General features: G+C 72.1%; 16 protein-coding genes. 9 read left to right on the top strand and 7 right to left on the bottom strand.

Annotation, left to right across the window (positions count from 1 at the left end):
* Window positions 1-9 precede the first annotated feature (9 nt).
* From DWB77_RS13095 to DWB77_RS13080, 4 genes are all read right to left on the bottom strand, one after another.
* On the bottom strand, window positions 10-891 hold the full coding sequence (locus DWB77_RS13095) for a 1-aminocyclopropane-1-carboxylate deaminase/D-cysteine desulfhydrase (RefSeq protein WP_120727722.1): 882 nt from the start codon (window positions 889-891) through the stop codon (window positions 10-12).
* A gap of 53 nt (window positions 892-944) precedes the next feature.
* Window positions 945-1,535 carry an N-acetylmuramoyl-L-alanine amidase gene (locus DWB77_RS13090; RefSeq protein ID WP_120721441.1) on the bottom strand — a complete coding sequence of 197 codons (591 nt, stop codon included), beginning with the start codon at window positions 1,533-1,535 and terminating at the stop codon, window positions 945-947.
* A gap of 125 nt (window positions 1,536-1,660) precedes the next feature.
* On the bottom strand, window positions 1,661-2,851 hold the full coding sequence (locus tag DWB77_RS13085) for a globin domain-containing protein (protein ID WP_120721440.1): 1,191 nt from the start codon (window positions 2,849-2,851) through the stop codon (window positions 1,661-1,663).
* Window positions 2,852-2,942: 91 nt separating this feature from the next.
* Entirely contained in the window at window positions 2,943-3,386 is a 444-nt protein-coding gene (locus DWB77_RS13080) for an RrF2 family transcriptional regulator (RefSeq protein WP_120721439.1), read from the bottom strand.
* A 247-nt stretch (window positions 3,387-3,633) separates the two neighbouring features.
* On the opposite strand from DWB77_RS13080, the gene DWB77_RS13075 reads away from it, so the two are divergent.
* From DWB77_RS13075 to DWB77_RS13065, 3 genes are all read left to right on the top strand, one after another.
* On the top strand, window positions 3,634-5,031 hold the full coding sequence (locus DWB77_RS13075; RefSeq protein WP_120721438.1) for a family 2B encapsulin nanocompartment shell protein: 1,398 nt from the start codon (window positions 3,634-3,636) through the stop codon (window positions 5,029-5,031).
* An 87-nt stretch (window positions 5,032-5,118) separates the two neighbouring features.
* Window positions 5,119-6,138 carry a polyprenyl synthetase family protein gene (locus DWB77_RS13070; RefSeq protein ID WP_120721437.1) on the top strand — a complete coding sequence of 340 codons (1,020 nt, stop codon included), beginning with the start codon at window positions 5,119-5,121 and terminating at the stop codon, window positions 6,136-6,138.
* 119 nt (window positions 6,139-6,257) lie between these two features.
* On the top strand, window positions 6,258-7,481 hold the full coding sequence (locus DWB77_RS13065; protein ID WP_120721436.1) for an MFS transporter: 1,224 nt from the start codon (window positions 6,258-6,260) through the stop codon (window positions 7,479-7,481).
* A 43-nt stretch (window positions 7,482-7,524) separates the two neighbouring features.
* Here the strand turns inward: DWB77_RS13065 and DWB77_RS13060 are convergent, their stop codons facing one another.
* Window positions 7,525-8,157: a TetR/AcrR family transcriptional regulator gene (locus DWB77_RS13060; RefSeq protein ID WP_120721435.1), complete on the bottom strand. Its 633-nt coding sequence runs from the start codon at window positions 8,155-8,157 to the stop codon at window positions 7,525-7,527.
* A gap of 113 nt (window positions 8,158-8,270) precedes the next feature.
* Here DWB77_RS13060 and DWB77_RS13055 point away from each other — a divergent pair, with 113 nt between their 5' ends.
* From DWB77_RS13055 to DWB77_RS13040, 4 genes are all read left to right on the top strand, one after another.
* A complete protein-coding gene (locus tag DWB77_RS13055) occupies window positions 8,271-8,852 on the top strand; it encodes a dihydrofolate reductase family protein (protein WP_120721434.1) in 582 nt (193 codons plus the stop codon).
* Between the two features lie 57 nt (window positions 8,853-8,909).
* Entirely contained in the window at window positions 8,910-9,356 is a 447-nt protein-coding gene (locus DWB77_RS13050; protein ID WP_120721433.1) for a DUF6304 family protein, read from the top strand.
* Between the two features lie 138 nt (window positions 9,357-9,494).
* The gene (locus tag DWB77_RS13045; protein WP_120721432.1) at window positions 9,495-10,472 is read left to right on the top strand and encodes a DUF1648 domain-containing protein; all 978 of its coding nucleotides are present in this window, start codon (window positions 9,495-9,497) and stop codon (window positions 10,470-10,472) included.
* Between the two features lie 37 nt (window positions 10,473-10,509).
* A complete protein-coding gene (locus tag DWB77_RS13040; protein WP_120721431.1) occupies window positions 10,510-10,866 on the top strand; it encodes a GntR family transcriptional regulator in 357 nt (118 codons plus the stop codon).
* Between the two features lie 184 nt (window positions 10,867-11,050).
* On the opposite strand, the gene sodN is transcribed toward DWB77_RS13040, so the two are convergent.
* On the bottom strand, window positions 11,051-11,446 hold the full coding sequence (gene sodN, locus DWB77_RS13035; protein WP_053730656.1) for a superoxide dismutase, Ni: 396 nt from the start codon (window positions 11,444-11,446) through the stop codon (window positions 11,051-11,053).
* A 175-nt stretch (window positions 11,447-11,621) separates the two neighbouring features.
* Here sodN and sodX point away from each other — a divergent pair, with 175 nt between their 5' ends.
* Window positions 11,622-12,047: a nickel-type superoxide dismutase maturation protease gene (gene sodX, locus DWB77_RS13030; protein WP_120721430.1), complete on the top strand. Its 426-nt coding sequence runs from the start codon at window positions 11,622-11,624 to the stop codon at window positions 12,045-12,047.
* Here sodX and DWB77_RS13025 read toward each other — a convergent pair.
* A complete protein-coding gene (locus DWB77_RS13025; RefSeq protein ID WP_120721429.1) occupies window positions 11,966-12,580 on the bottom strand; it encodes a CGNR zinc finger domain-containing protein in 615 nt (204 codons plus the stop codon). The genes sodX and DWB77_RS13025 overlap by 82 nt on opposite strands.
* A gap of 113 nt (window positions 12,581-12,693) precedes the next feature.
* Between DWB77_RS13025 and DWB77_RS13020 the strand changes: the two genes are divergently transcribed.
* Window positions 12,694-13,455, top strand: coding sequence for a class I SAM-dependent methyltransferase (locus tag DWB77_RS13020; RefSeq protein WP_174248700.1), 762 nt, complete (start codon window positions 12,694-12,696; stop codon window positions 13,453-13,455).
* The last annotated feature ends 68 nt before the right edge of the window (window positions 13,456-13,523 follow it).

Genomic DNA, 13,523 nt, shown 5'->3' with positions numbered 1-13,523 from the left:
GCGCCCGGTTCACGGCCGCCCGGTGATCACCGCCGCCACCCTGGTGCCCGCCGGGAACGCCCCCTCGTCGGCCAGGGCCACCAGCGCGTACAGCAGCTTCGCCACGTACAGCCGCTCCACTCCCAGCCCGTGCCGCTCCTCGAAGTCCCGGGCGAAGGCGTCCAGTTCGGCGGGCAGGCGGGCGTAGCCGCCGAAGTGGAAGCGCTCCTCCAGCGTCCAGGCGCCCCGCACCTCGCCGAACGCCGCCCGCTGGAGGCCCCGTATCTCCTCGCCGAGGAAGCCGCCCTTCAGGACCGGCACTCCGAGCGCCCGTTGGCCCGAGCCGAGGCCGGCGGCGAGCCCGGCCAGGGTGCCTCCGGTGCCGCAGGCCACCGCGACCACGTCCGCGTGCCCGCGCAGCTCCGCGCCCAGCTCCGTACAGCCGCGCACCGCAAGGGAGTTGCTGCCGCCCTCGGGCACGACGTACGCCTCGGGATCCAGCAGGTCCAGGAGGGCCGCCAGGACCTCGGGGGCGGATGCGCGACGGTAGGTCGCGCGGTCGACGAAGTGGAGCCGCATCCCGTCCGCCGCGCATCGCGCGAGGGACGGGTTGAGGGGGCGGCCGGCCAGTTCGTCGCCCCGGACGACTCCGATGGTGGGGAAGCCCAGGAGGCGGCCGGCGGCGGCCGTCGCGCGCAGATGGTTGGAGTAGGCGCCGCCGAAGGTGAGGACGGGCCGGCCGGCGGCGGCGCGCAGGTTCGGCGCGAGTTTGCGCCACTTGTTGCCCACCAGGTCCGGGTGGATCAGATCGTCCCGCTTGAGCAGCAGCCGCACCCCGTGCCGCGCGAACCGCTCGTCCGCCACGTCCTCCAAGGGGGAGGGGAGGCGGGGGACGAGCGCTTCGGGGGTCATGGCCCCATTGTCGCGTCCGTGGTCACGGGAGGCATCGCGGGCCGCCCCGCCGTTCACTTCAGGCGCTCGTGCACCCGCTCCCGCAGCCAGTCCATCGTGAAGCCGCGCGGGTCCACCTTGCCGACCTGCCACTCCTTGTGCCCGATGACCGAGCGCTCCGTCCAGCCGTAGTGGCGGCACACGGCGGTGGCCGCCTTCACGATGGCGTCGAGCTGGGCGGCGGGCCAGGGGTCCTCGCCGTCTCCGAGGTTCTCGCACTCGAAACCGTAGAAGTGGGTGTTGCCGTCGGTGTTGTTCGTCACCGGCGGTGGCAGCCGCTTCTCGGCGATCACGGCCCGCAGGACGTCGCCGTCGCCCGCGCCCGCGTGGTTGGCGCGGCCGTTGCCGACGAGGTGCACCGCGCCGTCCTTGGTGATCACCCCGTGGCAGAGCGGTCCCGGCAGCGAGTCGTAGCCGTCGTAGCAGAGACGGACCGTGGCATCGGCGCCGTGGCTGGCCGTGTGGTGGATGACGACGCCGTTGATCGGACCCCAGCCGCCGTGGCCGGCCCGGTTGTGGGTGCGCCAGTGGCCGACCTCGACGACGGTGAGGCCCTCGGCGCGCAGGGCGGCGAGGAATTGGTCTGCGGACAGGGGAGGGGCCATGGCCGCCTCCTTCCAGAGCGGTGCGGACTATCTCGTACCGCTTGTACCGCAACTCCCGCTATAGGGCGATCTGTTCGGTTTGGTGAGCGAGCCGATCCGGACAGGGGTGGCCGACGGGGGACGGATCAGCCCTGGGCGAGCCACAGATCGGGGCCGAACACCTCGTAGTGGATGTCGGCCGCCGGTACGCCCCGGGCGAGGAGCTGGCCGCGCACCGCGCGCATGAAGGGGAGCGGGCCGCAGAGATAGGCGCGGGTGCCCGGCAGAACCGGGAGGGCGGTGAGGTCCATCAGACCGGTGCGGTCGGCGGGGTGCCCGGGGCCGGGAGCCTCGTACCAGAAGTGGGCCGCCGCGTCCGGGAGTCGGCCGGTGAGCGCCGTGTGCTCCTCGCGCAGCGCGTGCGCGGCGGGGGAGCGGTCGGCGTGCGCCACGGTCACCGGCGCGCGGTACCCGTCGGCCGCCAGCCCCTGAAGCATCGACACCATCGGCGTGCAGCCGATGCCCGCCGACACGAGCAGCAGCGGCACCTCGTCACCGGCGAGCACGAGATCGCCGTACGGGGCCGAGACGCGCAGCCGGTCGCCCTCGCGGACCCGGGCGTGCAGGTGGCCGGAAACCTCTCCGTCCGGATCGCCCTGGACGCGCTTGACGGTGAGGGAACGCAGCTCGCCCCCGGGCGCCGAGCGCAGGCTGTACTGGCGTATCTGGCGGGCGCCGTCGGGGAGTTCGACCTGGACGGAGACGTACTGGCCCGGCCTGAAGGCGGGCGCGGGGGCGCCGTCGGCGGGGCGCAGCCGGAAGGTGGCGCAGTCGGGGGTCTCCTCGACCCGGGCGGCCACGGTCCACTCGCGCCAGACGTCCCCGGCGAGCACGCCCCGCTCCTCGTACAGCCGGGTCTCGGCGGCGATCAGGCCGTTCGCCATCAGCCAGTACACCTCGGCCCACGCGTCGGCGACCTCGGGCGTGACGGCCTCGCCGAGCACCTCGCCGATCGCGGCGAACAGGTGCTGGTGGACGACCTTGTACTGGTCGGCTGTGACGCCGAGCGAGGCGTGTTTGTGGGCGATCCGGCTCAGCATCACGTGGGGGCGGTCCTCGGGGTGGTCCACCAGATGCGTGGCGAAGGCGGCGATGGAACCGGCGAGCGCCCGCGTCTGGAGGCCGGCCGCCTGGTTGCCCCGGTTGAACAGATCGCGCAGCAGCTCGGGGTGGGCCGCGAAGAGACGTCCGTAGAAGCGCTCGGTGATGGTGTCGATGGCCGCGGCGACGGCGGGCAGGGTGGCGCGTACGGTCGCGGTCGACTTTTCGGACAGCATCGACGGACTCCTTCGGTTAAATTGGCATGAGCGATGCATATTCAAGGGCGTGCGGAGGGTCGCGCCGGGCCGATGGGCGGTCGGTGCGGAGTCAGCGGCTGGTGATGCCGATCAGGAGGGGGCCGGTCGGCGAGGCCACGAGGTCGTCCACCGTGAGCTCGTCGAGGGAGTCGTAGAACGCCTCCCGCGCGCGGTGCAGCGCCCGGCGCAGCCGGCAGGCCGCGACCAGCGGGCAGGGCGACGCCCCTTCGCAGTCCACGACTTCGCCGGGCCCTTCGAGCTCACGCACCAGGCCCCCCACGGAGGCGAGTCGGCCCGCCGTGGTCAGCACGAGCCCGCCGCCCCGGCCGCGCCGCGCCTCGATGAGCGAGAGGTGCTGGAGCCGGGCGACGACCTTCGCGGTGTGCGTGTACGGGATCCGCATCGCGTCCGCCACCTCGCGCGTGGTGGGCGGGGCCTGGTCGTCGGCGTGCTCGATGACCGCGAGGCGCATCAGCACCCGCAGCGCAAGATCGGTGAATCTCGTCAACCGCATGCGAGCACCGTAGATAACTTGCATCACCGCTGCAAATTAGCGGCCGGTCCCGGCGTCGGTTGTCGGCCGCGCGGTTCGCGGCCGGCAACCGGAAGCCGTGCGGGGCCTGTTCGAGGGCTCGGCGGCATTGCCCCTCCCGCCGGTTCCCTAACCCCACTCATTCGAGTAATGGCGCGGGGACTCTCCGTGATGGAAGTGTTCTCAGGGCAGTCCGGCTTGAAGATCGTGAACGCTCAGAAGGAGTCACATGTCCGTCGAGGCAGGCCCCGAGAACCGCGCCCAACAGAGTCTCGGCACAGCTGCCGCGCGAAACTTGGCGACCACCACCAAGTCCGCGCCGCAGATGCAGGAGATCACCTCCCGCTGGCTGCTGCGGATGCTGCCGTGGGTCCAGGTGCAGGGCGGTACGTACCGGGTCAACCGACGCCTCAGCTACTCGGTGGGAGACGGGCGGATCACCTTCGTCCAGACCGGCGAGCGGGTCGCCGTCATCCCCGCCGAACTGGGTGAGTTGCCCGCGCTGCGGGACTTCGACGACGAGACGGTGCTCGGCGAGCTCGCCAACCGCTGTGAACAGCGCGACTTCGCCGCGGGCGAGGTCATCGCCACCGCGGGCGACGTCGCCGACCGGGTGTACCTGCTCGCGCACGGCCGCGTCGAGAAGGTCGGCACCGGCCCCTACGGCGACGAGACGGCCCTGGGATTCCTCGCGGACGGGGCACACTTCGGCGAGCGGGCGCTCGTCTCCGGCGAGGCCGCCTGGGAGTGCACCTACCGCGCCACCACCGGCTGCACCGTGCTCATCCTCAGCCGGGCCGACGTGCTCAACCTCGCCGAGCGCTCCGAGACGCTGCGCGACCACCTCGCGGCGGTCTCGGCCCTGCCGGAACAGCGCACCAACAACTACGGCGAAGCGGCCATCGACCTCTCCGCCGGACACGTCGGCGAAGCGGTCATCCCGCACACCTACGTCGACTACGAGGGCGCGCCCCGCGAGTACGAACTCTCGGTGGCACAGACCGTGCTGAAGGTCCACAGCCGCGTCGCCGACCTCTACAACCAGCCGATGAACCAGACCGAGCAGCAGCTCAGGCTCACGGTCGAGGCGCTGCGCGAGCGCCAGGAGCACGAGCTCATCAACAACCGGGAGTTCGGCCTCCTGACCAACTGCGACTACGGCCAGCGCCTCCAGCCGCACGACGGCGTGCCGAGCCCCGACGACATGGACGAGCTGCTCTCGCGCCGCCGCGGCAACAAGCTCTTCCTCGCCCACCCGCGGGCGATCGCCGCCTTCGGGCGCGAGTGCAACAAGCGCGGCCTGGTGCCCGAGTCGGTGGAGGTCGCCGGCAACCACGTACCGGCCTGGCGCGGAGTGCCGATCTTCCCCTGCAACAAGATCCCGGTCAGCGACGCCCGTACGACCTCGATCATCTGTATGCGTACCGGCGAGGCCGAGCAGGGCGTGATCGGGCTCCAGCAGTCGGGCATCCCGGACGAGATCGAGCCGAGCCTCTCGGTCCGCTTCATGGGCATCGACGAGCAGGCGATCATCTCCTACCTCGTCACCGCCTACTACTCGGCCGCGATCCTGGTCCCCGACGCGCTCGGTGTCCTGGAGAACGTCGAGGTCAGCCGCTGGCGGTGAGCTTCCGGTCCGGGCGCGCCACCGACGGCGCGCCCGTGCCGCCGTCAACCCCGAGGAAGGGCACACCCGTTGGCAACGCCGGAAGCCATGGAGGGCCGTGAGGCCCGGGACCTGCTCGAACGCACCCGGACCGCCGTCACCCCCGCGCTGCGCTCGACCGTGGAGTCGCTGCCGGGCTCCCTTCGGCGGGTGGCGATGTACCACTTCGGCTGGGAGCACGCGGGCGGCACCCCGGCGGGCGCCCGGGCCGACGACGCGATCCGCCCGGCCCTCGTCCTGGCCACCGCCTCCGCGCTCGGCGGACGCCCGGAAGCGGCCCTCAGGGCGGCCGCCGCCGTCGAACTCGTCCACCACTGCACGCTGCTCCACGACGGCGCCATCGCCGAGGAGGCGACGCCGCGCGACCGGCCCACCGCCTGGAGCGTCTTCGGCACCCCGGCCGCGGTCCTCGTCGGCGACGCGCTGCTCGCCCTCGGGCTGCGGCTGATCGCCGACGACGGCCACCGTGTCTCCGGCGCCGCCTCGGCCCGCCTCGCGGCCTGCGTCGTCGAACTCTGCGCGGGCCGGCAGGCCGACCGCGCCTTCGAGCACCGCGGCCCGCGGGACGTCTCGCTCGACGCATGCCTCACCACGGCGATGGCGAAGACCGGGGCGCTGCTCGGCTGCGCGTGCGCGCTCGGCGCGCTCTACGCGGGAGCGCGCGACGAGGAGGTCGCCGCGATGGACGCGTTCGGCCGCGAAGCAGGGCTCGCCTTCCAGCTCATCGACGACCTCATCGGGATCTGGGGCGACGCCGGGCACCCCGGGAAGCCCGCGGGCGCCGACCTCGCCTTACACCGGAAGTCGCTGCCCGTCATCGCCGCGCTGGGCTCGGGCACCCCGGCGGCGGCCGAACTCGCCGAGCTGTACCGGGGCCCGATGGGGGCCGACGCGGTCGCCAGGGCCGCCGACGCGGTGGACCGCGCGGGCGGCCGCGACTGGGCCCAGATCCATGCCGCCGACCGGATGGCCCGTGCCATCGACCACCTCTCGCGCGCCGTTCCCGACCTGGCGGCGGCGGGCGAACTGCTCGCCCTGGCCGAGTTCGTGACCCGCCGCAGCCCGTGATCCGCCGCAGCCCGTGACCCGCCGCGGCCCGTGGCTCCCGTCCGGCTTACGCAATGGCCCAGTGACCCAGCGCTCAATTGGCCCCAACACCGGGCCATTCCACTTGATTTGATGAGGGCATGCCCTCTCGACTCCTGCCGCCGGCCGGTCCCGCCCGCGGCCTCGCCGCCGCTCAGCTCGTCAACTCCCTCGGCGACGGCGCCTTCCTGGTCACCTCGGCGCTGTACTTCAGCCGCATAGTCGGCCTCTCGCCCACCCGCATCGGGGTCGGCCTCACCCTCGCCTGGGCCGTCGGCGCGCTCGCCGGGGTGCCGCTCGGGCAGCTCGCGGACCGGCGCGGCCCGCGCACCGTCGCGGTCCTGCTCGCCACCGCCACCGGCGCCTCCGTCGCGGCCTTCCTCTTCGTCCGGGGCTTCCTCCCCTTCGTGCTGGCCGCCTGCTGCTACGCGACCGCCCAGACCGGCCTCGCCGCCGCCCGCCAGGCGCTCCTGGGCGCCCTCGTGGACCGCAAGGACCGTACCCACGTCCTCGCGCACCTCCAGTCCACGCTGAACGCCGGGCTCGCCGTCGGCGCCGCGTTCGGCGGGGTCGCGCTGCACTACGGCACCCGCACCGCCTACCTCACGGTGTTCGCCATGGACGCGGCCGCGTTCCTGCTCTGCGCGCTCGTCCTGCTCCGGCTGCCCGCGGTGGCGCCCCTGACGACGACCCCGGGCCGGGGCCCGCGGTTCGCGGTGCTGCGCGACCGGCCCTACGCCCTGGTCACCGTCCTCAACGCGCTGCTCCTGCTCCGGATGCCGCTGATCAGCCTCGCCATCCCGCTGTGGACCGTCACCCGCACCGACGCGCCGGGCTGGCTGGTGTCCGCCCTGCTGGTGCTCAACACCGGCGCGGTGATGCTCTTCCAGGTCCGTACCGCGTCCGCCGTACGCGACCTGCCCAGCGCGGCGCGGACCGTGGCGCGCGGCGGAGTCCTGATGCTCGCCTCCTGCGCGGTGTTCGCGCTCAGCGCGGTCGGGGTGCCGGGCTGGGCCGCCGTCCTGGTGCTGCTCGTCGCGGGCGGGCTCCAGGTGGTGGGCGAGATGATGCAGTCCGCGGGGGCCTGGCAGATCGGCTTCGACCTGGCCCCGGCCGACCAACAGGGCCAGTACCAGGGCTTCTTCGGCATGGGCGTGCCGCTGGCCAGAATGCTCGGCCCGCTGCTCCTCGCCGCGCTGATCGTCGACTGGGGCGTCCCCGGCTGGCTCCTGCTGGGCGCCCTGTTCCTCGGCGCGGGCCTGGCACTCGGACCAGCGGTCCGGTGGGCCGAGCGCAGCAACTCACTTGTATCGGCGGCCTGTTGAACGTCAAAGTCCCGCTCGGGGGTGTGGCCGGATCGGGCCCGGCTCAGGTGGGCACGATGCGGTCGACGATGAGACGTACGAGTCGGGCAATCCCGGGATCGGGCGACCCGGAACCCGCCAACTCGCCCTCTGTCGAGCTCTGTTCGGCCGTCTCCTCCTCGCCGAACATCCCCGGCAGGGTGAAGGCCTCCACGAGCAGCCCGTTCACGGCGAGGTACAGCAGTCGGACGGTGTCGGCGTCGCCCGGCAGGCCGGAGTCCACATGGAACCGGATGTTGGCCTCCAGGTCCGCGCGCAGGGCGCGGGTCAGCTCCGCCCGTAGCGCGGGCCGGCGAGTGGCCTCCAGGCGCAGCTCCAGCATGGCCAGATAGCCGGTGCGCTCGGCGGTCATGCGCCGCACCACCCAGTGCGTCAGCGAGGCGACCAGTTCGCGCGAGGGGCCCGGCCGCATCGCCTCGGCCACCTCGGCCGGGTCCGGGGCCATGCGGACGTGGATGTGCCGACCGGCCTGGGTGAACAGATCGTCCCGGCTGCTGAAGTAGTTGGACGAGGTGCCCGCGGGGACGCCCGCCTCCGCGTCGACGGCGCGAAAGGTGAGGCCACGTGCCCCTTCGCGTGCGAGCACTTCGATCGCTGAGTCCACGAGGGCGGTTCGCCGTTCGGGGTTTCTGACCACGTTGGAACTCCTGGGGTGCGAAAGGGGGGTTGCGTAACCACTACACCTGAAGCACTATAGCTGTCGTGGTCAACGCTGAAGGCCACGTCGGCTCCCCAACCAAAGAGGTCGGTTTGCGCAAGCTCTCGTATTTCATCGGTATGTCCCTCGACGGGTACATCGCAGGCCCCGATGGCGAGATCCAGTTCCTGTTGGACCAGGTCTCCCCGGCGTACCTCGAGTATCTGAAGACCGAATGGCCGGAAACGCTCGCGACCCCCGGCCGGCAGTACTTCGGCTGCGACGACGCGGAGAACACCCGCTACGACACCGTCCTAATGGGCCGGGCCACCTACGCCCTGGGGCTCAAGGACGGCGTGGTCGACCCGTACGCCCACCTCTCGACGTACGTTTTCTCCCGCAGCCTCACCCAACCCCCGCACGCGAGCGTCCAGTTGGTTACGGGCGACCCCGTGGCCAAGGTGCGCGAGCTGAAGCGCCGGGACGGCCTCGGCATCTGGCTCTGCGGCGGGGGCGACCTCGCCGGTCAGCTGGCCGAGGAGATCGACGAGCTGGTCATCAAGACCTATCCGGTGCTGGCGGGCGCCGGAATCCGGATGGTGTCGGGTGAATTCGCCGCCCGCCAGTTCGAGTTGATCGAGTCAAGATCGTTCGACAACGGGGCGGTCGTGGCGAAGTACGCAAGGAAGCGGTAACACCCATTTCGGTCACCCCCTGTGACGAACGGCAGGGTACGCCGCTAATCTCCGCCCATGACACCACAGTCATGGGCGGGTTGGTACCGGGACCGCCTAGGATCAGAAGCGCTGACGATCACCACTGACGGGACGCAACTGCGGACCCGGATCAGGGGGGTCGACTTCGCCGGAGCGAGCTTCGACTCGCTCGGCCCGGTGCCGGGGATACCGGCGGAGAGCGGCGCGTTCGCGCTCGACGGCGGGAACCTCCGTGACTTCGTACTCGAATGGGACATGCCCGTGCCCATCGCCTCCGACGACGGGGCGGTCCAGCAGGCCACCCTCAGCTGTCTGCTCTCCCTGAAGCCGCCGGAGCCCGACCTCGGGGTCGCCCTGCACTTCGGGGGAGCGGTGTACGCCAGCGGACGGGCCGAGCTCGACTTCGGCTCGGTACTCGACGACATCCGGCGCCAACTGCCCTCCGGCGCAAGCCTCCAGCCGTCCCTCCTGGACGCGATCTGACCCTCGCCCGCCCCCACCCGTCCTCCCGCGGCCGCCGCGCACGGAAAGTCCCCACGGACTGCCGTGCACGGCGGCCGCTCGCGTCAACGGCCCACGCCTAACGCCTTGTTCTACTATTATGCGAACAAGGGGGTCTTCGTGAACCGTTTCCGATACCGCACGACGGCGTTGGCCGTGCTGCCGTTCCTGCTCGCCCTGGCCGTCGACCTGGTGGCCTACGCGCTTCTGCGCGACCGGTTGCCGGACCGGCTGGCCAGTCACTTCACGGGCAACGGCCAGTCCGACGACACGCAGAGCCGCGGCTCCTACCTGATCGCCGCCCTCGCGCTGCACCTCGGCCTCGGCGCGGTGTGGGGCCTGTTGGCGTACGCCGCGAAACCCGCGGCGCGCGGACTGCGGGCAACACTCGCCGGCGGATACGCGACGGCGGGGCTCGTCGGCTATCTGCTCGTCGCGGTGCTGGTCGCCAACGCGGACGCCACCGACCCCGCGCGGGTGCGGTTGCCCTGGTGGCAGATCGCCGTCGGGGCGGGCGTCGGCGCGCTGGCGACAGCCCTCGGCCTGCTGCTCATGACCCTGCTCGGGCCCGCCCCGGCGGCGCCCGAACCGTCTCCCGTACCGGGGGAGCCGCCGCGGCTCGACCTCGCCGAGGGGGAGACCGCCGGATGGATGCGCAGGGCGCCGTCCCGTGTACTGCTCGTCGTCGGGGCGGCGCTGATCGCCGCGGGAGTGGCCCTGCTGTCCACGGTGGGCGCGTCCCCGGCGATCGGCGTCCTGGTGGGCGGCCTGGCGTGCCTCGCCTTCTCCTGCCCGTACGTCACCGTCGACCGGCACGGCCTGACCGCACGGCCGACCGCGCTGCCCTGGCCCCGGATCCGGGTGCCGGTGTCCGACGTGGACAGCGCGGTGAGCCGGGACGTCAAGATCCTGGCCGAATACGGCGGTTGGGGCTATCGCGTACGACCCGGCGGCTCGGGGCTCATGCTGCGCTCCGGTGAGGCGATCGTCGTACGACGCAGAAACGGCCGGGAGTTCGCCGTGACGGTGGACGACTCGGTGACGGGCGCCGCGCTCCTGAACACCCTGGCCGGCCGCGAAGGAGCCAAGCGCCGATGAGCTGTGCCGCGATCCGCCGAAGGGCGGTGGGGCGCTGATGCTCTTCCGTGTGGACCCCGCCTCGCCCCAGCCGCTCGGCGACCAGATCGCGGCCTCGGTGCGCCGGGCGCTGGCCGAGGGCACGGTGACCCCGGGCGAACGCCTCCCGTCCGCCCGCTCGCTCGCCGACTCCCTCGGCGTCAACCTCCATACGGTGCTGCGGGGTTACCAGCGCCTGCGCGAGGAGGGGCTGATCGAACTCCGCCGGGGCCGCGGCGCGGTCGTCGTGGACGACCCCGGCACACGCGGCCGGGCGGCCCTGCTGCTGAAGGTGCGCGAACTGGTCGAACGCGCACGGGAGTTGGGGCTCACGGAGGACGAGGTCGTGGGGCTGGTGCGGGAGGGCCTGGCCTGAGTGTGGTGCTCCGCAGGGTTGTTGACGCGGATGAGCGGAGGCTTCCGGCCAACCTCCGCGCTCGCGTACGGCGGCCCCGGGAACGACGAAGAGGCCCGGCCGGGAATCCCCGGACGGGCCTCTTCGTCGCAGGCGCCGGCCCCCGCGCCCGAGGACGCGACAGGACGGTGCCGACTCGGCCGTGTCAGGCCTTCTTGGTCTCCCAGAAAATGCGGTCGATCTCGGCGATGAGGTCGAGCGCCTTCTGGCCCGTCGCCGGGTCGGTCGACGCCTTGGCGGCCGAGAGGGCCTTCAGGGTGTCGTTGACCAGCTGGTGCAGCTCCGGGTACTTCTCGAAGTGCGGCGGCTTGAAGTAGTCGCTCCACAGCACCGAGACGTGGTGCTTGGCGAGCTCGGCACGCTGCTCCTTGATGACCACGGCACGGGCACGGAAGTGCGCGTCCTCGTTGGCCTGGAACTTCTCCTGCACGGCCTTGACCGACTCCGCCTCGATGCGGGCCTGGGCCGGGTCGTACACGCCGCAGGGCAGGTCGCAGTGCGCGCTGACCTTCACCTTGGGGGCAAACAGGCGGGAAAGCATTGAGCTGTCCTTCCTCGTGATCGTCTTCTCAGGTGGGACATTACTCGGTGAGAGACGGGTTTTCGCGGGTGCCCCCATGGGCTTAGGTCAAAAGTCCAGGGTGACCCCGGGACGCGTGGCGGAACGTACCGTGGGAGTGGCGGCGGGGTGCCGGTGGCCGGGAGGTGGGTGACGTATGACGGATGAGGGGCGGGAGCCGAGCGCGCTGTTGGGGATCGCCGAGGTCCTGGGGACCTCGATGGTTCCCACGCTGCTGCACGGGGACCAGCTGCTGGTGCACTACGGGGCCGAGTTGCGGGCCGGGGACGTGGCGGTGCTGCGCCACCCCCTGCAACAGGACCTGCTCATCGTCAAGCGCCTGATGGAGCTGCGCGAGGGCGGCTGGTGGGTGCTCGGCGACAACACCGACGACGAGGCCGTGGACAGCAGGGCGTTCGGCGCGGTGCCGGTCGACCTGGTGCTGGGCCGGGTGCGCGGGCGGTTCCGGCCGATGACGGCCGGGCGCCGGCGCACCCTCGGCTATGTGGCGTCCTGGGCGCTCGCCTCGGTGCGGCCGGTGCTCTCCGACCGGTCGGTCTCCAGGCGCTTGCGGGCCCGGTAGGCGGCCACGTTGGCCCGGGTCGCGCAGCGGTCCGAGCAGTAGCGGCGCGAGCGGTTGGTCGAGGTGTCGAGATAGGCGTTGCGGCAGGGTGCGGCCTGGCACAGGCCGAGCCGGTCCACGCCGTACTCGGTGAGGTGGAAGGCGAGCCCCATGGAGGCGATCGCCGCGTAGCCCGCCGTCGCGTTCGACGGGTGGTCGGCGAGGTGCATGTGCCACAGCGGACGGTCGTCCTCGTCCCGGTGCTCATGGCCCGAGACCTGGGGGCTGACGGGGAATTCCAGGAGCAGCGAGTTGAGCAGGTCCACCGCCTGGACCTCCTCGCCGCGGTCGGCCGCCTCGAAGACCGCCCGCAGCCGGGCCCGTACCGAACGGAAACGCGTCACATCCGCGTCCGTGGCCCGCCGGGCCGCCGACTTGTTTCCGCCGAACAGTTCGCGCACCGCGTCGACCGAGGTCAGCGCGTCCTTGTTGCGGGCCGGCTCCTCGGTGTTGACCAGACGCACGGCATAGTCCGAGTAATAGGCCAGTTCCACTTGTAGTCCTTACGGCGGCGGTCTAGGGTCGGCAGTGTTCGCAGGTAACGGTTGTATACCCTTTGAGGGTATTACAGAAGGCTTTCTTGGGAGGGATCGCAGTGGCGGAGACTGTGGCGGGAGCCGGGACGAGCACCGACTGGCGGGGCTGGCAGGACAGCTGGGACCGCCAGCAGGAGTGGTACATGCCGGACCGGGAGGAGCGCTTCCGGGTCATGCTCGACATGGTCGAGGCCTGCGTCGGTCCCGCGCCGCGCGTGCTCGACCTCGCGTGCGGTACGGGGAGTATTACGGACCGGCTCCTCAAGAGGTTCCCGGAGGCCGTCAGCACCGGGGTGGATCTGGACCCGGCGCTCCTCGCCATCGCCGAGGGCACCTTCGCCGGGGACGACCGGGTCACCTTCGTGACCGCCGACCTGAAGGACCCGCACTGGGTCCGGTCGCTTCCGTACGACTCCTACGACGCCGTGCTCACCGCGACCGCCCTGCACTGGCTGCACAGCGAGCCGCTCGCCGCGCTCTACGGGCAGATCGCCCAACTCGTCCGGGACGGCGGCGTGTTCATGAACGCCGACCACATGATCGACCCGACGACCCCGCGCATCAACGCCGCCGAACGCGCCCACCGGCACGCCCAGATGGACCGTGCCAAGGCCGGCGGCGCCCTCGACTGGGCCGAGTGGTGGGCGCTGGCCGCCAAGGACCCGGCCCTCGCCGCCCCCACCGCCAAGCGGTACGAGATCTACGGCGAGCACGCCGACGGCGACATGCCCGCGGCCGCCTGGCACGCCGAGACGCTGCGCGCGGCCGGCTTCGCCGAGGCCCGCCCGGTGTGGGCCTCGCCCTCGGACACCCTGCTCCTCGCCCTCAAGTAGCGCATGAGAAAGGGGGGTTACGGGCCAGAGCCCGTAACCCCCCTTCTGCTGCGCCGAGTTACCCGGCC

The sequence above is a fragment of the Streptomyces hundungensis genome (assembly GCF_003627815.1).
In the GTDB taxonomy this organism is placed as follows: domain Bacteria; phylum Actinomycetota; class Actinomycetes; order Streptomycetales; family Streptomycetaceae; genus Streptomyces; species Streptomyces hundungensis_A.
Note: the sequence above shows the minus strand (reverse complement) of the source record. Positions and strands in the feature narration are given on the sequence as shown.